Source organism: Streptomyces sp. NPDC104814, assembly GCF_055583185.1.
In genome coordinates, this window is the sequence record NZ_JBVJOL010000002.1 from 124,938 (window position 1) to 141,085 (window position 16,148).

Consider the following 16,148-nt stretch of genomic DNA (forward strand, 5'->3'; position numbering starts at 1 on the left):
TCAGGACTCCTCGAACGAGTAGGTCAGCGTGCAACGGCACTGGATGGACTGCGCGGCCGGGGCGGTTGGGTCCGCCGGCCACCTGCTCTTGGTCAGCTCGAACCGCTTGTTCATGGCGACGCTGCGGCCGTTCTCCTGCCGGTGCGTCTCGCGGGTGCGCTGGTCGGCGGTGGCCAGCCACGTCTTGCGGGTGGCGCCAGCGTCCAGGGCGGCCAGGAACGACGCCGCGTTGTAGCCGCCCACGGTCTCTGTGCGGGAGATCATCGTCGCCCGGAAGTCGCCCAAGTTGGCGAACACCTGCTGAATGCGGGCGCGCAGCTCCGGCACCGACTCGCCGTCGGCCACGCCGTGCGCGAGGATCTGCGACCGGAGTACCTGCTCGGTCGTGGCGGTGACCTGGCCGGCCAGCTCCTCGATCCGGTCGGCGAGGGCGCGCGCCACGTCCGGCTCGTCCAGGTCAAAGCTGCCGGTGATAGACGCGCCGCCGCGCTTCCACACCCGCTCCACGAACGGGCGCAGCAGCTCGCCGGTGCGGCGCCGCCAGTACCGCGGGTCAAACAGGTCACGCGCCTTGATTCGCTCCTCCCACCCTGCGGGCCCGGTTGCCACGTCCATGTCGGTCATGCGGGCGGCCGGCACCTGCTCCGGGTCGGGCGGGGCGAGGACCAGCTGCTGTTCGCGGGCGAGGGCGCAAGCCTGCGCGCGTACCTCCTCCAGCCACGCGGCGGACCGGTTGGGCTTGCCCATCAGCCGGTCGAAATCGCGTAGCACGCGCTCGGCCTGTTCCTTGGCGAGGCGGCGCACGGCGGCGCGGCCCTCGCCCTCCAGCGCGTCGTACGCCCGGTTGATCTCGTCCAGCGAGGGCGACGACGGGGCGTCGTCCGCGCGCGTCAGCTCCCGACGACGGGGCGTCACAGGGGCGTCTACCTGCGTCGTCTGCCCGCCGAGGATGCGCGCCAGCGTCGACTCCACGGCGCGCGCCACGATGGTCTCGACGTCGGGCGTCGGCTGCGGCAGACGGGAGAAATCCGCGTCCCACGACCGTGCCGCGTCCGCGCCGGCCGCGCCCTGCACGGGGGCGAACTGCGCCCGGTACGGGGTCAGCGTGTGGGCGCCGATGCCGTCAGGCAGAGGGTCCAGGCCGAGCGCGGCGCGGGCTTCATCGATCATCATCACGTCCGCGTACGTGGACGCACGCACGCGGTTGGCCACGGAGTCCTGCGCTTCCTGGAGCGCGGCCACGGACGACAGATCGAACAGCGCTTCCTCGCTGTCCGAGGGCAGCATCCGCAGGTCGATCTCACTGGAGATCACCTCCAACTTGGGGGCGATCGTGTCCGACCACAGGGTGGCTTTCGCCGCGGCCCGGTTCTCGTACGTGGTGCCGGCGGCGAGGTAGTCGTGCGGGACGCCGAACGCCATCATGACCTCGGCGGAGTTGGCCATCCTGGATTCCAGGTAGGCCATCTCCTCCGGGGTGAAGGTGAGGCGTTCGTAGCCGATGCCCTTACTGCCGCCCGGCCCGCCGCCGGGCGCCGAGCGCACCAGCAGGGTCTTACCCGCGTTCTCCGGGCCCTGCATGCTGCTGCGCCACGACGCCTTGACCGCGCTGAACTCGGTGTCCCCCATGTCGCCGAGGTACACCACGCCCGTGGGCCGGGCCCCGTTGGCGTAGCTGGAGCGCTGCCACTCGCGGGCGTAGGCGTCCATGTCCACGGCGTGCCTGGCGGCCTTCCACGGGGCCAGGCAGCCGAGCGGGTCGAAAGGATGCGGGTAGCGCAGCCACAGCATCTCTTCGGGCAGGACTGGGATCTGTGTCCCGTCCGCCCGACGGATCATGAAACCAACGAGGTTGGCCATGGTCGGCCGGTCACGCACCGGCTTGTCCACGACGATGTCGACCTGATCGAACTGTAGGTGGATCTCGGTCGGTTCACCGAGGCCGGTCTCGCCGCGGTCCATCCAGACGAACGCCTGGCCGCCCAGCTCGGCCTGCATCAGCGTGAGGTACTTGAACGCGCGGGCGGACATGTCCGGGTTGGGCCGCTTGTTGAACAGGTGGGCGACGGGGTGGCCGTCGATGAACGATCCGTCCGGGCGGGCCACCGCGAGGGGCACGCTGGAGCCGTTGGACGCGATGGCGTCCACGCACCGGTACGCCACGGCGCTGTTGGCGAACCCGCGGGTCTCGGCGTCCAGGGCGAGGGTCAGGGACTGCTGCCCGCCGAGGGACGCCACGGTGACCGGGGTCCGGCCGCGCAGACTGTCCAGGCTGATGGCGCGCTGCTCGGCTGCTCGCCGTAGGGCGCGGTTCCTGTACTGGCTCACGTCGTTGCTCCTCCTAGGCGACCGCGGCGAGGTTGCCCGCAGGCGCGAGCATGAGATCGGTGAGGGCCCACACGTAGGCGTCCAGCCGGTCGGGGCTGTCGTCGCCGGGCACCCACGTGGTCAGCTGCTCCTCCAGCTCGGGCAGGCTGCCGACGATGTGGGCGCTGCCCTGGTCGGTGAGCGCGGCCACGGGTTCGGCCCGCGTCTGCTTGCCGCGGCTGGCGGTGACGGTGCGGTAGTTCACGGTCGGGTCGATCTGCCGCACGACGGTGCCGATCCACTCGCCGCCGTTGTTGACCTCGGCCACGATCGCGTCGGCCCGGTGCTCGTGGTAGGCGGCGATCGCCTTGCGCGCGGCCTCCACCGGGGGCATGCGGCCGGACAGGTCATCGATGGCGTACCCGTGCTGACGGGCAAAGCCGTTCTTGTCCGGCAGGTACGCGGCGCCGAGGCCGGCCACGATGATGCCCATCTCGTCCGACTCGCTGCCCGAGGTTGCGGCCGGGTCCATGGCGACGACGACGCGCGCCAGCTGCGGGGCCGCGCCGACGCGGGCGGTGTCCAGCGACGCCCACGACCACAGGGCGCCCTCGATGTCCTCCAGCAGGACACCGTCCAGCTCCTGCGCCTCGATGCGCGTGCCCTTGTACTTGGCGATCAGGTGGGCGCGCATCTCCTCGGGCAGGTGGATCGCGTCGCGGGTCCGGCCCCGGGTCACGGTGACCTTGTCGGAGCGGGTCAGCTCCACCAGCTCGCGGCGCGGCTTGGGCGTGGTCGACGCGATGTAGTGCGGGTTCGGGCCGATGCGCAGGCCCATCTCGCTGTGGGTGATGGCCTCGCGCAGGCGGCGCTGCGCGGCAACCTCTTCCATCCAGACCAGGCAGCGGTTACCACCGGCGCGCAGGCGCTCCACGTCGTCCGGGGTGTGCGCGCCGAACAGCTTCGCTTCGGCGCCGCTGGGCCAGCGGGCGAACGTGCCGCCGGCCGTGGTGCGCAGGACCACGCGCGGGTCGTGGGCGCGCAGCCCGGACGGACCGTTCACGCAGGCCTCCACGGCGTCTCCCTGCGTCGGCGCGATGATCGCCATGCGGTGGCCGCCGCGCAGCCGCGGATCGCAGGGCGGGCCGTTGACGTGCTCCACCATGTAGCGCGCGCAGCCGTCCGTCTTGCCGGTGCCTCGGCCGCCGAGCTGGAGCCACCAGCCCAGGGTCTCGATGTGGTCGGGCGGGACCTGCCACGGGTACGGCGTCCACCGGTCCCATCGCTTTTGCCAGAGGCGGGCGCGCAGCTCGGTCTCCAGGATCTCCAGTTCCTCGGGCGTGAGGGTTTGGAGGCGGGCGCGCAGCTGCTCGGGGTCGACGCTCACGGCGCCTCCAGGGCGGCGATCTCCTCGGCGAGCGCCATCACGCGGGCGGTCATCTCGTCCGTCACCGTGGCGTTGACGCGCACGGGGGCGTACAGGCCGAGGAGTTTGGCCTGGTGGTCCAGCAGCCGCACCAGCGCCTCGTTGGACCGGACGTCACCCTTGATCACCTTGGGCATCAGGCCGGTGATCGCCACGTCCAGCGTCGCCAGCTGCTCGCCGAGGTACTGGCGGTGCGCGTCGGCGGCCTCGGCGGCGAGCGCTTCCACGCCGCGCTTCCACGCGCTGTGGGCGTTCTTCACGTCGCAGCCGAGCCGCTCGGCGATCTGCCGGAACGTCAGCCGTTCGCGGGCGCGCAGGATCACGGCCTCGTGCTCGCGCACCAGGCCGGCGTCCCGGTTCTCCGGCGTCGGCACCCGCTACCTCCCTGCTGGGCAAGGTACGGATTTCGGGCGGCGCAGGATCTTGGGGGCTGCAATTCGCCGGGCATGAGAGTGCCCCACCGGCGGGGGACTTCCCGGTGGGGCACTGGTCCACGGTGCAGCCAGCAGACGCGGACATGGTTGCGTTGCGTCTCCGACTGTACGGCGGGGGTCTGACAGCGGGGTCAGTCCTGCGGGAAGTACACCTCTACGTCCGCGTTCGGGTGGTCGTGGAAGAGGGCGTTCTCCAGGGCGTAGCGCGCATCCGACAGCGCTTTCTCCGTCGCGGTAATCTTCCGCATCGGCTGGGCCTCGGGGCCAGAACGCGGGTACACATTGGCAAGCTTGGTGCCGATGCGGCCCAGCTCGCGCTGGATGCGGGCCAGTTGCTTGCCGATCTCGGCGTGTTCTTCCAGGGACAGGCGCGGCTTCGTCATGCGGCCCATCATCCCTTCGTCCGCTTGCCCGCGACGGGTTTCTCCTCGGGCTTGAAGTGGCCGCCGCGCGACGCCTGGTAGGTCGTCTCGTGGCCCTTCAGCCGGGGGTCGTCGGGCTCGATGGGCTTCTTGAATCCGAGTGCCATGATGGCGGTCTCCTGTCTCGTGATCGGGATGGGGACCGGGGCGGCCGGGCGCCTGGCAGCAGTCGGCCGCCCCGGGGTCTTAGGCGTCCTGGTCGTGGAGCTGGACGCGTACGTGGGTGCGGTGCGGGTTGTCTGCGTCGTCGCGCAGCAAGATCGACATCCCCTCTCGGCGCACAATCTCGACAGGTCCCTGACCAGGCAATTCGTCGTCGTGGGGAGGGGTGGCGGTGGGGGAGGGGAGGGGCTGGTCCGTACCTTTGCGTCGGGCGCAGCGCCACAGCGCGAGCATCCCGGCGGCCACCACGGTGAGGATGCCGGCGGCCTGGTCGACGGCGAACGCCGCAGCCACCACGGCGCCGCCGAGGACGACCAGGACGCACGCCCCGGCCGCCGGACTCGGGGTCTCCTCGGGCGCGCTCACGCGACGGCCCCGTACGCGTGGACGCCGAGCCAGTTGGCGGCGAGCGCGAGCGGCACCGCGGCGAATCCAGCGACACCGGCGGACGTGCCGAGGGTGATCCCGCACCAGGCGCCGCGCTTCATCTCGGCGCCGTACCGGGACTTCTTAACGGCGGCGATGAACGCCACGGTGAGGATCAGCATCACAGCGAGGCCGGGGCCGGACAGCGGTGTGAACGTCGCGCGCGCCGCGGACTGTCCGCCGGGCGCACCGACGCCCCAGACCAACGAGGCGTCGCCGAGCCAGTTGGACAGGCCCAGCACCGTGCCGGAGATCAGACCGACCAGGCCGCCCACGCCGAGGGTGGTGAGGCACCCGTACGCCCACGACGCGAGGAACGGCAGCAGCTCGGATGCATGCTTGACGGGGTCTTTCATGAGGGCCTTACGACCGGGCCACCACGTGACGATCTGGTGGACGAGGAGGCAGAGGCCGATGGTGACGCCCCCGTACGTGACGTAGTTCATGGGGTGGTCCTTCAGTGGAGGACGGCGACGGCGAGCGCCGCGAGGGTGAGGATCAGGGCGCACGTGCCGGACACGGGCGGCACGGTGCGGATGTCGACCAGGGCGAGGCCGAGGAGACCAACGAGGGCCGCGAGCACGAAGAACACGGCGAGCAGCACGGCGGCCTACGCGGTGCGGCGGATGGCCGGCGGGTAGTCGGCCAGCTCGGGCTCGTGCTCCTCGATCTCGGCGCGGATCTCGCCGCGGATCACGGAGTCGCTGACGCGTCCGAACTGGGGGCGCAGGGCCTCGCGCATCTGCGAGGTGGTGGGCCGGGTGCCGTTGTTGTAGAGCGGGCGGACGGCGATGCAGCGCGGATCGCGGTATTCGATCGTCGGTCGCTCCGGTCGCTGCTCCTCGGCCGGGGGCTCGATGGCCTGCGGCTCCGGGGCGGGCTGGACGGCCGGGGCCTGCTCGGGCATCGGTGGCACGGGCGGCTGCTCGGCGCGCTCCAGCGGCGGGACTGCCACGGGCGCGGGCTGCGGCGCGGCAGCGGGGCGGCGGGCGAACCACAGGTGCAGCTGGCGCATGAGCGCGCCGAATGCCAGCAGGGCGGCGACGGGCGGGACTGCGGCCACGATGTACTCGAGCGGCAGAGCGTCCGAACCGACGCCGGCCACGTTGAGGCCGATGGAGCCGAGCGCGCCAACGGCGGTGAGGGCGATGGCCCACGGGTCGACGGTGCGCAGGTACGACGCGCGGAGGATCAGCAACTCTCCGGCGAGGTAGAAGAGATCGAGCACCGCGGGCCACGCCCACGCTCGGGCGGGGTCGGTGCCGAGGCCGTTGCCGGCGGCGACGTCGTGCAGGTGGTGGTAGCTGAGCCAGAACGCCACGCCGGTGATGGCGGTGATCAGGACGGCGGCGCCGATGGCGAGGCCGACCCCGGCCGTAGCGGGGGGCCGCGGGGTATGCGTAGGCTGCTCGTCAGCCATGGAGGTCAACTCTCCTGTGGTCAGAGCCTCGGTTGGGATGCCCGTCCCGTCCGGGGCTCGTTCAGTTGTGGGGCGTCGTCAGGGCGTCGTCGGCCCGTCGTGACGCGGTGTCGGCTACCCGACACGGTGAAGGCTACCCGACACGGGGCCGGGTGTGCAGACCTACGCTCCGGCGGGGAGGTGCAGGGCATGGCGGACGAGGAGCGGGACGAGGCGCGCGCCGAGGCGGACCGCGTACTGGAGGCGGTGCGCGCTGCGCTGCGCCAGCTGGAGACGATCCCGGACGCGGCGGTACGGGCGCGGGCTGCGGGCCTGGTGCTGCGGGAGTGGCCGGCGGAGCGGGGCCTGGCGACGGAGATCCGGCAGCAGGCGGTGGACGCGCTGCACCGGCAGGGGCTGGACTTCCCGGAGATCGGTCGGCTGATCGGGACGGATCGGTCGCGGGCGTGGCGGATCTGGAAGGGCCAGAGTTGACGCTGGTCAACGCCCGTCGTCTGGCCTAGCCCCGGGTGCGGCGACGCCCCGTCTCGCCGAGGCTGGAGGCATGGCCGAGCAGCACCGCATCGTCGTGTCCCCGCCGTCGCCGACGGGTGGCCGGCGGGTGCGCGTGGACGGCGAGATCCTCGGCATGGCGTACGGCCTGCGCGACCTGGTGGAGTTCCTGCGCCGGGCGGGCCTGGAGCTGGAGCCGCAGGAGGTGGCCGAGTCGCCGCTGATCGACTGGCACGGGGTGGGCCCGGATCAGTGGGGGCCGTCGGAGGTATGACGACGCCCCGTCGTCCGTGTGGAGCGACGGGGCGTTGACCTGCGTCTGTCAGGCTGACGGGCGGCGCGCTGCCGCGAGGCTGCGCCCGATCTGCTCGCACGCCTGGCGTGCGGCCTGCGCGGCGGGGGCGAGCGCGCGACCCATGGCGGCCACGGCTGCGCCAGCCTCGGCGATGCGCTCGGCGGTGGCCGGGTTCGGCTGCGGCTTGCTGAACGGCACGGGCATGTCGTCCCCCTTCGGCTGGCGGGCTCCAGGATGGCAGAGGCAGGGCCGCCAGGTCAGCAGTTGAGCGACAGCGGCGGGCGCCACACCTGCCCGTCACCCGGGGTGCCGGTGGTCGGCGTGTACGTCAACGGGACCATGTGGGTGGGCGCCGAGGCCTCGTTCCGGGTGCCGCGCCACAGGTCGATGATCTGCCACGCCTGCCCGTCCAACACGGTGACGGTGCGGGGCTGGCCGCCGCAGCTGGACCCGCTGAACACGCGCCGCCCGTAGACCGGTGCGCCCCACCCGACATTGCCCGGCGCGGTCCAGCCGCTGTACAGGCTCGGCGCGGTGGCGTACCCCGCGGGCGTTCCGGCGCAGTAGCCGCAGCCCTGATCGGAGTAGGTCAGCACGTACTGCTGCGTGGTCGGGTCCCACCAGCCGCCGGGGCCCTCCACGTCGGACAGGCTGGCGACGTTCGCCACGCCCGTGTTGGTGCCCCCGGTCCCCCACCAGTTGAGCTCCTGAATGCTGAGCCCGGTGGTCCCGGCGCGGGTGCAGACGATGGCGGGCCGGCCGCCGGGCGTGGCGCTCTCGATGACGCCGAAGTCGCCGTTCGCGCCCGCGCAGATGGGCAGCGAGGGCTTGGTGTAGCTGCCGTTCGGTGCGCCCGCGGTCGGCCCGCACGGGCCCGCGGGACCGTTGCACCCCATCGCGTTGTAGGCGTGCTGCGCCCCGTCGCTGTACTGGCGGGGGGAGTTGAACCACAAAATGTACACGCCGTCGTCGCTGCCCCAGCCGGTGCGCTGGATCATGCGCGGGTTGAAGCACCCTTGGCCGGTGCCACCACACGTGGCCTGCCAGCTGCGCCCGGTCGACGGGTCGGTGGACGTGGTGGGGAACAGCAGGCGCGGCGCGCTCCACGGGCCCTGGGGGCTCGGGGCGGTGCTCACGCCGAACCCACACCAGGGGGTGTTCGCCACGTACCACTCGTACCCGCACGCGTACATGGACCCGTACGCGTAGTAGGTCGACCCGAACCGCTTCACGGTGGCGTCGTGGAGGTCCAGGCCGGTGATCGTGAACGCGGCCGGCGGGGTGGTGTCGGCTGGTGCGGGGGCGATGCTCGCCACGAGGGCGGCGAGGGTGAGGGCGAGCGCCGTGAGGGCGTGCCGGAGGCGGATTGCAACGGTGGGCAACGGGGCTCCAGTTGTCGGAGATACGGTCGGTCCACCGGTTGGGGCGCGCCTGGTCTGGGGAGATCGTGGGCGCGCCCCTCGTGTGTCTGGGGTCAGGTGGGCTCGGGGCCTTCCACCGCGGCTTGGATGACGGGCATGATCGCGTCGGCGAGGTCGCCGCGCCGCATGCCGGGCCGGTAGTCCGCCGCTTCCAGCGCCTCGGCGATCGGCTCGCGCAGGGCCAGGACGCGGAGGACAGCGGCCTGGTACTCGGCGATCAGGCGCGCGTTGTCGTCGGGCTGCTCCTCGGTCGCCTGCTCGGTGCCATCCAGGGCGGCGAGGACGCGGACGATCGCAACGCGCATGCCGTCGTCCTCGGCGCCGCACATGTCCCGCTCGATGGCGGCGCACTCGGCGCGCACCCGCTCGATGGCGGCCTGTGCCTCGGTCAGCTCCTCGTACATCAGCTGGACGTGCCGCTTGTTGCCGGCGGCCACGGCGCGCGCGGTGTCGGCGTCGCGCATCTCGGTCTCGACCAGCTGCCGCAGCGTGTTGGCCTCGGTGTCGGTGAGGGTGCGGCCGTGCTGAACGCGGGTGAGGAGTACGAGCAGCGGTTCCCGGCGGGCCCAGCGCTGCGCCTGATCGTCGTCGGCCGGCGCTCCCACGCCGAGGATGTGCACCGGGTCCATCGGCTCGGGCCGCTCGCCGACGGTAAACGTGTCGCAACCGCACCGGTTCGTGTCGTTGCCGAACTGGCAGGCGCCGCCCACGTGCCAGTTGTACGGGTGGGTGCAGTAGCCGCAGGGCGTGGCGAGGGGGACGGGCCGCCAGTGGTCGACGCGCGCCCGGTCATCGGCTGCCCGGTCGGCGGCGAGGGGTGACGGGGTGTCGGGGGCCGTCGTCGGCTCGGGGACGACGCCCGTCGACGGGCGGACGACGGGCGTCGTCAAGGCGTCGGCCACCCGTCCTACCTGCGTCGTCAGGCGGTCAAGCGCGTGGACGACGCGTCGGGCGTCGGGGTTGGTCTGGCTCACAGGGTCTGGTCCTTACGGGTGCAGGTGGTCGGGTCGTGGTCGGCGCCGGCCGAGGTCCACCAGCGTTCGCAGCAGGCGGCGGCCAGCTCGATGGCCACGGCGTCCTCGATGGCGGGCCGGCGGTCGACGGGGCGGGCGTCGTGCTCCAGGCGGACGAGGACGGCGCGCAGCAGCTGGTCCTCGTGGTGGCGGTAGCCGAGGGCCCAGCCGATGGCGAGGGCGACGACGGCGGCGAGGGCGGCGATCAGGGCAGTGGTCATGGGCGGCGCCTCCAGGGCAGGTGCGAGTGGTGCGCGAGGGCGAGGCCGGCGGTGGTGGTGACGAGGGCGACGTAGGCGAGGACGGCAAGCACAGGGGGTCTCCGATCAAGCGGCCCGGGACAGCGGCTGTGCGCCCGCAGGAGCGCCCGGCACGGTCTCGGCGGACGCGGGGACCCGGCGCGGCTTACGGGACCCGTCACGGCGCCGCTGCTGCCTCGCCACCCGCGCCGCCCGCTGCTGCGCCAACCACGCCCGCCGGCACGGCTCACACGGCGTCTCACCGAACCGCCGATGCAGCCAGAACCCCGCTGCCGACCCGCCGGCCCGGTGCGCAGCCTCCAGCCGCGCCCGACGATCCGCGGTCACGTGCTCCTCGTGCGCAGCCGTGCAGTCCTCACACGGCTGCTCCCGGTACGCGAAGTGCGCCCGGTAGGCGTCCTCCGACCCGCACACCAGCCGCAGCCGGTCCTGCTCATCGAACCGCCACGCCCGGCCCTCCCAGAACGTGCGACGGTCGGCCACCGTCGTGCCGCCCCACACCCCGTCAGGGATGCGCTCCTCCAGGGCGTAGGCGGCGCACGGCTGCTGCAAGGGGCAGTCACGGCACACGCGTACGGCTGCGTCGCGGTCGCGGCTGTACTCGCTGAACCACAGCTCGGGGTCCAGGCGGCAGGGCAGGCCGGGCGTGCGAGCGGTGAGGGTGTGCAGGTTCATGGGCGCTCCCCGGGGGTTGGCGGTGCGGGCGTTGGTCTGGTGGCTGGTCAGGCCGTGGGGCGGTTGTGGGGCAGCCAGTGGCTGGGGTCGTTGCCGGTGCCGCAGCAGGTGGGGCAGTTGCCGGTGTCGGGGTCGCAGTTGTTGCAGCCGTTGCCGTGGCAGTGGGGGTGTGCTCCGCTGCCGTGGCAGGTGCGGCAGTCGTTCATGCGCTGTGCCTTTCGTCGTGGCCGAGGTACTGCTGGCAGCCGGCGCAGTAGCGGGTGCCGGGGCGGATGAGGGGCAGGCCGCAGTCGGGGCCTTCACAGCGGGCGAGGGCGGGGCGGGCGAGGATGGCGGCGATGCCGTCGGGGTCTGCTGCGGGCGCGCTCGGCGCCGTGTCTCCACCCGTCGATGACTCGTCTTTTGCGGCCTCGCGCGCGCGGACCTGTGGCTGAGGTTCAAGGCCAGCCAAGTTGTGGTCGGGGTGGGGGTCCCTACCGGAGGTAGGGGTGGGCTTGGTAGGCGCGTCAGTTGACGCGGTCCGGAAGGCGTCCACTGACGCTGTCCGGGGGCGTCCATGGACGCTGTCCGGGGTGGCCGCGGGAGGCTCGGAACCCCCGGCACGGACGCTGTCCGAAACGCGTCCGTCGTCGCTGTCCGAGGGGTTTTCCACAGCGTCCATGGACGCTGTCCGGGGCGACTCGGTGAACCCCTCGGCCTTCTTCTTGGCGTACGCCCGACGCTGCCGGGTGTCCGTCATGTGGTGAATGTGCGTCTGCCAGTCCAGCTTGCGACCGAGCGGCGGGAGCAGCTGGTAGACCGCGGACGCGTTCGGCCGGCGCTTCCGCGTGAGGACACCGACGCCCGTGAGTACCTTCACGGCGCGGGTGACGGTCTCCTGCGAGCAGCCCGACAGCGCGGCCAGGGTCCCGCGTGACGGGAAGGCGTTACTGCCGTCCTTGTCGGCGTAGGTGGCGATCCAGACGCCGATCTGGACGACGCGGGCCACCTCGGGCATGCGGACGCGCAGGGCCTCGTCCCTCAGGGCGTTGATCCATGCGGTGCTGACCCACTGCACGCCGTCGTCGCTGCTCAACTCGTTCTCTTCTCACGCGGGGTGTTGCGGAACCGATCCGGCAAGATCCGGAGGGCCCAGGGCGGCCGGCGCGCGCCCCGGGCGGCGGGTGGTGGCTCAGCCCCAGCCGAGCGTCATGACGTGCCGCTCCCAGGGCCGGGCGAAGTGGTCCAGGGGCTTGTCCGGGGTGGTGGCGCCGAACCTCTCGCCGCACTGGCAGCGGCCGTAGATCTCGCAGTCGCCGTACTCGATGACGAGGGAGTGGCCGCCGCTCCAAGTGGCCGGGAAGTCGGGGTCACCGGCGGGCGGGGTGGGGTTCTCGGTCTTGCCGTCCCACTGCTGGGCCACGTTGCGGAGGACGTGGGCGGCGGCGGGCTTGCTGAGCCCCTTGGCGCCGGCCTCCACGGTCACGCTGCCTTCCGTGGCGCCGGGGCGGACGATGACGAACGCGAGGGCGTCGCGGCCGTCGATGGCGGCGAGCCTGGTCTCGGGCTGGGTGGTCATGTGGTCTCTCCGTCCTGGTGGTGAACCGCGGCCTGTGCGGCGCGGTAGGTGTAGAGGGCGCCGGGCCCCGGTGCCGGTCGCGGCAGTCCCTTCGCGGCCCATGGCGAGTGCGCGTCGCACTTCCAGCCGGTGACGTAGAAGCGGACCTCTCCGTCGTGGTCGTCGCGAGGGATGTCGCACGGCTCCGGGGCCCGGCTGTTCACGCCGACGCCCCGAAGATGGCGTCGTACAGCTGGTCAACCTTGCGGTCCTGCGCGCGCTCGGCACGGGCCCTCTCGCGGTCAGCGCGGTCGGTCTGGTGGCCGGGCTTCACGCAGCCCTCGCGCCCGCAGGACGGGCGGACATGGCCCTCTGGCTCGCGACCGGTGGCGAGGCGGAACGCGATCCGGTAGGCGGTGTGGTTGGCGCCCCCGTGCCGGAACGAAGGGACGCCGTTGTCGCCCCATGTGCCGGTCCACAGCAGGTGGCCGTCGTCCGTGGGTTGCGTCCGCTTCCAGTACAGGTCTTCCGGCGTGGCCGCGGCCTTGTAGCCGGGCTTGCACTTTGGCAGGCCGAGCGCGGCGCGGGCCTCGGCGGCGGTGCGCCGATCCACGTTCAGCTGCCGGGAAATCGCGGCGTCGGAGTAGCCGGCGCGGAGCAGCTCGGCGACGTCGGCACGGATGTTCACTGCTGCACCCCCTCGCCCGGGGTGTGGTGGCGGCACGTCCAGCAGACGCGGCCCCCTGTGTGCAGGAACGCGTGCAGCGTCACCTGCTGCTGGACCGGACACCACGCCTCGTCGGTGCACGGCACCTCGGTGGGGCGCAGCAGCTGCACCATCGGCACCGTGGCGGGGGCCGGGCGGCGGTGCTGGCCGGTGGGGTGGACAATGCGGCGGAGGATGGCGAGCGGGCTCACGACGCACCGCCCGTGCGCTCCTGGTACATCCGGCCGCCGATCGAGTCGAGCGTCTCCAGCTCGCCGTTCTCGTTCGGCACGCGGGCGTTCAACATCCCGAGCGGGCGCAGCTCGACCCGGATCTGATTGAGCCGATCCGGCGACGTCTTCGGGTCGAGAATCTCGTCTCGATACGACTCCGCCGACCGCACCTGAGCCTCGCCACGATCCACGTGCGACGTGTCCGGGTCCGGGTCGCCGGTCGGGACCATGCCGGCGGTCAGCAGCAGCACGCGGAGCGCGACGGACTGCGCCTTAGCGGTGCCCTTGTCGGAGGAGTCGAGCGACTCCCCAGCGGACTGCGCGGTGAAGCTGTCGCCCTTCGGCCCGTAGATCGTCCAGGTCACGATCACCGTGCACTCGCGCTGGATCTTCTTGTTGCTGTTGGTGAAGTCCCGGTACGACGCCTGCACGTTGGTCGGGATCACGAGGACGCCGTGGCGGCGCAGGACGGGAGCGAAGGCGTTCACGGTCCGGTCGACACCGCGGAAGTTGTAGCGGGTGCCCGGGGCGTTGTAGACCTCGCTCTTGCTGATGCCGCGGATGTCGTCCATCACGCGGGACCAGGCCACGAACACGTCGACCTGCTCGGGTCCGTCGGCGCCCGGCCCTTCGATGTCGATGTCCGGGAGCGGATCGACCGCAGGGGCCGGCGGCTCGTACGTGTCGGTGGTCGGGGCGGCGCCGGTGGCGTGCAGCTCGGCACGCTCGGACAGAGACGTCATGCGGTGAACTCCTCGCGCACGTACTTGGGGATGGCGATGCGGTCGTGCGCGACGTCGGCAACGCACGCGCGGTAGGCCTCGGGGAACTCCTCGGCGAGGCGGGCCAGATCGGGCGTCTTGCGGTGCGACTGCTCGATGCTGAAGAACGGGCGGTCCTGCCGCAGCGCGGCCTGCGCGCCGCCGAGGACGCCGAGCAGCTTCGCCTTGGCCGCGGTCTTCCGGCGCTTGGCGGCGCTCTCCGCGGCGGCGGCCTCCATGTACTCGGTCATGGCGTCGACCGCGTCCAGGTCGCGGTCCACGACGACCACGCCGTCCCGGTCGGGGTGCAGCCGGTCGTACAGATCGATCAGCGCGTCCGGCGGTTCCTCCCCGGTCACGGCCGGCGGGCGGCCGGGCACGATGTGCTCGTGCCACAGACGGGACGCTTCGGCTTCCAGGTAGGCGACCAGCTGCACGTGATCGCTGCGGCGCACGGTGTACTGCCGGTAGTCCTGACCGCCGATCAGGCACACGACGTGGATGTGGTCCAGGCCGGTCACGAGGATCTGCCACAGCACCTGAGCCAGCACGTCATCGGGCGGGCCCTGCCGCCACAGCTTCGCCACGTAGGCGTTGCGGGTCTTGACCTCCAGCGCGCACAGCGACCGCTGCGTGCGGTCCAGCGGGCACTCGGTGCACAGCCGGTCCAGGGTGCACATCTGCCACGCCTTGGCCTCGTTGGCGATCAGGCCGATGGCCTCCACCACGGTGCGGTTACGGCGGGCCCAGTCCCGGGCCAGCGGCTCCTCGAACAGGACACCGAAATGGGCGGCCTCGCTGAACTCCTCGTCATGGGGCAGACGGCCGAGCTTGTCGTGGAAGACGTGCAGCGGCGTCTTGAAGCCGGACAGGTTCATCACGGCGGGCAGGTCGCTGCTGCCGATGCCCTGACGGCGGGCGTCCAGCCACACGTCCCGGGGCGCGGTGTGGGAGAGGATGAGTCGGCCGGTCGGAGTGATCCGGCCGGCGGCCGGGGCGGATGCCCCGGCGCGCACGGTTGCGGTCGTCATTCGGCGGCACCGCCCTTCGGCTGCGGCTTGACGCCCGCGACCTCGTACCAGGCGGTGCAGTCGCGGACGGGGAGACCGCTGTCGCCCTCGCCGTCGACGGGCGCACCCATCGCGGTGGCCGCGGCGAGGGCGAGCGTCGCGTGCACCTGCGCCTCGTGGACGCGGGCCGTGGCGGTCGCGTACGCCCCGTCCTTCTCGTAGTCGGCGGCCAGCATCAGCAGCTGCTCGGCCTGCGTGTAGTGCTCGGGGCCGGTCATGAGCGGCCGTCCTCTCCGGTGGTCATGGGGTGGTAGATCCGGCGGCCGTCCAGGTCGACCGCGGCGAGGAACCCGGCACGGGCCAGGCCGCGCAAGTCCTTCCGGGTCGTGTTGCGGCCGGACGTGGGCCAGGCGGAGCCGGTCATCAGCTGCTCGGCGAGCTGCGTGGTGACCGGGCGGCCGTGGGCCCTTATGGCGGCGAGCAGGTGCGCGCGGCGCGTCGTGATCTCGGGCATCAGGCGCCGCCCTTCCGGGTGCTGAGGACGTAGTGGCGGTGGTCGGGGTCGTCCACGAGGACGAGGTGGCCCACCCGGTGCAGGGCGGCGAGGTCACGGCGAGCCGTGCCCCGCTGCACCACGCCCGGGTCGGTCAGCGCGAACAGGTGCAGGGCGCGGCTGGTGGTCCACTCGCCGCCGAACGTGCGGATGGCGTCCAGCAGTCGGGCCTGCCGCTCGGTCAGCGCGGGAGTGGCATCGGCCGCCTGGCGGCTGCTCTTCTCCTCGGCCCTCGCGGCGGCCTCGTCGCTGGCGTGCTGCCACAGCAGGCCCCGCACCGCGGCCAACTCGGTGTCGTCGCCGACCCGCACGACCGTGCGCAGGGTGCGGACGAGACCGCGCAGCATGGCCAGCTCGCCCGGGAACATCTCGGTGTCGGTGCTCACGACGCCCGCCTGTTCTGCTGCGTCGGCAGCGGGTTGGCGGCGAAGTGCCGGCGGGTACGGGCGTGCGACGGGTGCCGGATCGCGCGTGCGGCCCACGGGCGTCCCGTGTCCGCCAGCGCGACCTCGTCGGCCACGTCGATGTCGTCCGGCTCGGCGTCGTCCGGCTCGTACGGGCGCGGGATCACCGGCGCACCCCCCGGTACAGGCGG

General features: G+C 72.5%; 28 protein-coding genes. 2 read left to right on the forward strand and 26 right to left on the reverse strand.

Going from position 1 to position 16,148, the window contains the following annotated elements:
* From ACZ64A_RS09065 to ACZ64A_RS09105, 9 genes are all read right to left on the reverse strand, one after another.
* A complete protein-coding gene (locus tag ACZ64A_RS09065) occupies positions 1–2,328 on the reverse strand; it encodes a phage portal protein (RefSeq protein ID WP_469809229.1) in 2,328 nt (775 codons plus the stop codon).
* 13 nt (positions 2,329–2,341) lie between these two features.
* Positions 2,342–3,694 carry a phage terminase large subunit family protein gene (locus tag ACZ64A_RS09070; RefSeq protein ID WP_469809230.1) on the reverse strand — a complete coding sequence of 451 codons (1,353 nt, stop codon included), beginning with the start codon at positions 3,692–3,694 and terminating at the stop codon, positions 2,342–2,344.
* Positions 3,691–4,107: a hypothetical protein gene (locus ACZ64A_RS09075; RefSeq protein WP_469809231.1), complete on the reverse strand. Its 417-nt coding sequence runs from the start codon at positions 4,105–4,107 to the stop codon at positions 3,691–3,693. The genes ACZ64A_RS09070 and ACZ64A_RS09075 overlap by 4 nt, the downstream gene beginning before the upstream one ends.
* A gap of 191 nt (positions 4,108–4,298) precedes the next feature.
* On the reverse strand, positions 4,299–4,550 hold the full coding sequence (locus ACZ64A_RS09080) for a hypothetical protein (protein WP_469809232.1): 252 nt from the start codon (positions 4,548–4,550) through the stop codon (positions 4,299–4,301).
* 8 nt (positions 4,551–4,558) lie between these two features.
* Positions 4,559–4,696, reverse strand: a complete 138-nt coding sequence (locus ACZ64A_RS09085) for a hypothetical protein (protein WP_469809233.1) — start codon at positions 4,694–4,696, stop codon at positions 4,559–4,561.
* Between the two features lie 79 nt (positions 4,697–4,775).
* Complete coding sequence (locus tag ACZ64A_RS09090) at positions 4,776–5,117, reverse strand: hypothetical protein (RefSeq protein WP_469809235.1); 342 nt, start codon at positions 5,115–5,117, stop codon at positions 4,776–4,778.
* A complete protein-coding gene (locus tag ACZ64A_RS09095; protein WP_469809236.1) occupies positions 5,114–5,623 on the reverse strand; it encodes a hypothetical protein in 510 nt (169 codons plus the stop codon). The genes ACZ64A_RS09090 and ACZ64A_RS09095 overlap by 4 nt, the downstream gene beginning before the upstream one ends.
* An 11-nt stretch (positions 5,624–5,634) precedes the next feature.
* The gene (locus tag ACZ64A_RS09100) at positions 5,635–5,781 is read right to left on the reverse strand and encodes a hypothetical protein (protein WP_469809237.1); all 147 of its coding nucleotides are present in this window, start codon (positions 5,779–5,781) and stop codon (positions 5,635–5,637) included.
* Between the two features lie 6 nt (positions 5,782–5,787).
* Positions 5,788–6,597, reverse strand: coding sequence for a DUF2637 domain-containing protein (locus ACZ64A_RS09105; protein WP_469809239.1), 810 nt, complete (start codon positions 6,595–6,597; stop codon positions 5,788–5,790).
* Between the two features lie 189 nt (positions 6,598–6,786).
* Here ACZ64A_RS09105 and ACZ64A_RS09110 point away from each other — a divergent pair, with 189 nt between their 5' ends.
* The gene (locus ACZ64A_RS09110) at positions 6,787–7,071 is read left to right on the forward strand and encodes a hypothetical protein (protein WP_469809241.1); all 285 of its coding nucleotides are present in this window, start codon (positions 6,787–6,789) and stop codon (positions 7,069–7,071) included.
* Between the two features lie 70 nt (positions 7,072–7,141).
* Positions 7,142–7,363, forward strand: coding sequence for a hypothetical protein (locus ACZ64A_RS09115; RefSeq protein ID WP_469809242.1), 222 nt, complete (start codon positions 7,142–7,144; stop codon positions 7,361–7,363).
* A 48-nt stretch (positions 7,364–7,411) separates the two neighbouring features.
* Here ACZ64A_RS09115 and ACZ64A_RS09120 read toward each other — a convergent pair whose 3' ends face one another.
* The 17 genes from ACZ64A_RS09120 to ACZ64A_RS09200 form a co-directional block, all read right to left on the reverse strand.
* The gene (locus ACZ64A_RS09120) at positions 7,412–7,588 is read right to left on the reverse strand and encodes a hypothetical protein (RefSeq protein WP_469809243.1); all 177 of its coding nucleotides are present in this window, start codon (positions 7,586–7,588) and stop codon (positions 7,412–7,414) included.
* A 53-nt stretch (positions 7,589–7,641) separates the two neighbouring features.
* A complete protein-coding gene (locus ACZ64A_RS09125) occupies positions 7,642–8,766 on the reverse strand; it encodes a glycoside hydrolase family protein (RefSeq protein WP_469809245.1) in 1,125 nt (374 codons plus the stop codon).
* Positions 8,767–8,858: 92 nt separating this feature from the next.
* Positions 8,859–9,779: a hypothetical protein gene (locus tag ACZ64A_RS09130; RefSeq protein ID WP_469809246.1), complete on the reverse strand. Its 921-nt coding sequence runs from the start codon at positions 9,777–9,779 to the stop codon at positions 8,859–8,861.
* The gene (locus ACZ64A_RS09135; protein ID WP_469809247.1) at positions 9,776–10,039 is read right to left on the reverse strand and encodes a hypothetical protein; all 264 of its coding nucleotides are present in this window, start codon (positions 10,037–10,039) and stop codon (positions 9,776–9,778) included. The genes ACZ64A_RS09130 and ACZ64A_RS09135 overlap by 4 nt, the downstream gene beginning before the upstream one ends.
* A 105-nt stretch (positions 10,040–10,144) precedes the next feature.
* On the reverse strand, positions 10,145–10,753 hold the full coding sequence (locus ACZ64A_RS09140; protein ID WP_469809248.1) for a WhiB family transcriptional regulator: 609 nt from the start codon (positions 10,751–10,753) through the stop codon (positions 10,145–10,147).
* Positions 10,754–10,800: 47 nt separating this feature from the next.
* Positions 10,801–10,959, reverse strand: a complete 159-nt coding sequence (locus tag ACZ64A_RS09145) for a hypothetical protein (RefSeq protein ID WP_469809250.1) — start codon at positions 10,957–10,959, stop codon at positions 10,801–10,803.
* On the reverse strand, positions 10,956–11,828 hold the full coding sequence (locus ACZ64A_RS09150; RefSeq protein WP_469809251.1) for a helix-turn-helix domain-containing protein: 873 nt from the start codon (positions 11,826–11,828) through the stop codon (positions 10,956–10,958). The genes ACZ64A_RS09145 and ACZ64A_RS09150 overlap by 4 nt, the downstream gene beginning before the upstream one ends.
* A gap of 96 nt (positions 11,829–11,924) precedes the next feature.
* Positions 11,925–12,311, reverse strand: coding sequence for a hypothetical protein (locus ACZ64A_RS09155; RefSeq protein ID WP_469809252.1), 387 nt, complete (start codon positions 12,309–12,311; stop codon positions 11,925–11,927).
* Positions 12,308–12,514: a hypothetical protein gene (locus tag ACZ64A_RS09160; protein ID WP_469809253.1), complete on the reverse strand. Its 207-nt coding sequence runs from the start codon at positions 12,512–12,514 to the stop codon at positions 12,308–12,310. Before ACZ64A_RS09160 ends, ACZ64A_RS09155 begins: the two co-directional genes overlap by 4 nt.
* Positions 12,511–12,978 (reverse strand): hypothetical protein, encoded by a 468-nt coding sequence (locus tag ACZ64A_RS09165; protein ID WP_469809254.1) that lies wholly within the window; start codon positions 12,976–12,978, stop codon positions 12,511–12,513. Before ACZ64A_RS09165 ends, ACZ64A_RS09160 begins: the two co-directional genes overlap by 4 nt.
* Entirely contained in the window at positions 12,975–13,208 is a 234-nt protein-coding gene (locus ACZ64A_RS09170; protein WP_469809255.1) for a hypothetical protein, read from the reverse strand. The genes ACZ64A_RS09165 and ACZ64A_RS09170 overlap by 4 nt, the downstream gene beginning before the upstream one ends.
* Positions 13,205–13,972 (reverse strand): ERF family protein, encoded by a 768-nt coding sequence (locus tag ACZ64A_RS09175; protein WP_469809256.1) that lies wholly within the window; start codon positions 13,970–13,972, stop codon positions 13,205–13,207. The genes ACZ64A_RS09170 and ACZ64A_RS09175 overlap by 4 nt, the downstream gene beginning before the upstream one ends.
* On the reverse strand, positions 13,969–15,021 hold the full coding sequence (locus ACZ64A_RS09180; protein WP_469809258.1) for a YqaJ viral recombinase family nuclease: 1,053 nt from the start codon (positions 15,019–15,021) through the stop codon (positions 13,969–13,971). Before ACZ64A_RS09180 ends, ACZ64A_RS09175 begins: the two co-directional genes overlap by 4 nt.
* Positions 15,018–15,278: a hypothetical protein gene (locus tag ACZ64A_RS09185; protein WP_469809259.1), complete on the reverse strand. Its 261-nt coding sequence runs from the start codon at positions 15,276–15,278 to the stop codon at positions 15,018–15,020. The genes ACZ64A_RS09180 and ACZ64A_RS09185 overlap by 4 nt, the downstream gene beginning before the upstream one ends.
* Positions 15,275–15,514: a hypothetical protein gene (locus ACZ64A_RS09190; RefSeq protein ID WP_469809260.1), complete on the reverse strand. Its 240-nt coding sequence runs from the start codon at positions 15,512–15,514 to the stop codon at positions 15,275–15,277. Before ACZ64A_RS09190 ends, ACZ64A_RS09185 begins: the two co-directional genes overlap by 4 nt.
* Positions 15,514–15,939, reverse strand: a complete 426-nt coding sequence (locus ACZ64A_RS09195) for a hypothetical protein (RefSeq protein ID WP_469809261.1) — start codon at positions 15,937–15,939, stop codon at positions 15,514–15,516. The genes ACZ64A_RS09190 and ACZ64A_RS09195 overlap by 1 nt, the downstream gene beginning before the upstream one ends.
* Positions 15,936–16,124: a hypothetical protein gene (locus tag ACZ64A_RS09200; protein ID WP_469809262.1), complete on the reverse strand. Its 189-nt coding sequence runs from the start codon at positions 16,122–16,124 to the stop codon at positions 15,936–15,938. The genes ACZ64A_RS09195 and ACZ64A_RS09200 overlap by 4 nt, the downstream gene beginning before the upstream one ends.
* Positions 16,125–16,148: the final 24 nt, after the last annotated feature.